Raw genomic sequence first — 255 nt, 5'->3', positions numbered from 1 at the left:
ATTCTCTCCTCGCCTACCTGTGTCGGTTTGCGGTACAGGCACCTTTTATCTCGCTAGAAGCTTTTCTTGGCAGCGGGGAATCAAAGACTTCGCTCCATAAGGAGCTTCCCCATCACAGCTCAGCCTTCACGATAAGCGGATTTGCCTACTTATCAGCCTAACTGCTTGGACGTGCACAACCAATCGCACGCTTCTTCTATCCTTCTGCGTCCCTCCATTGCTCAAACGATAAAGAGGTGGTACAGGAATATCAAC

Annotated in this window: 1 rRNA gene; it reads right to left on the bottom strand. The window is 49.8% G+C overall.

Features of this window, described 5'->3' with window-relative positions:
- Positions 1-255: ribosomal RNA gene (locus GBN78_RS30010) — 23S ribosomal RNA — on the bottom strand; the annotation flags it as partial.

Origin of the sequence: Bacillus sp. B2-WWTP-C-10-Post-4, assembly GCF_009183805.1 — a bacterium.
Lineage (GTDB): Bacteria > Bacillota > Bacilli > Bacillales > Bacillaceae_G > Bacillus_A > Bacillus_A cereus.
This window is presented reverse-complemented; position numbering and strand designations above follow the sequence as displayed.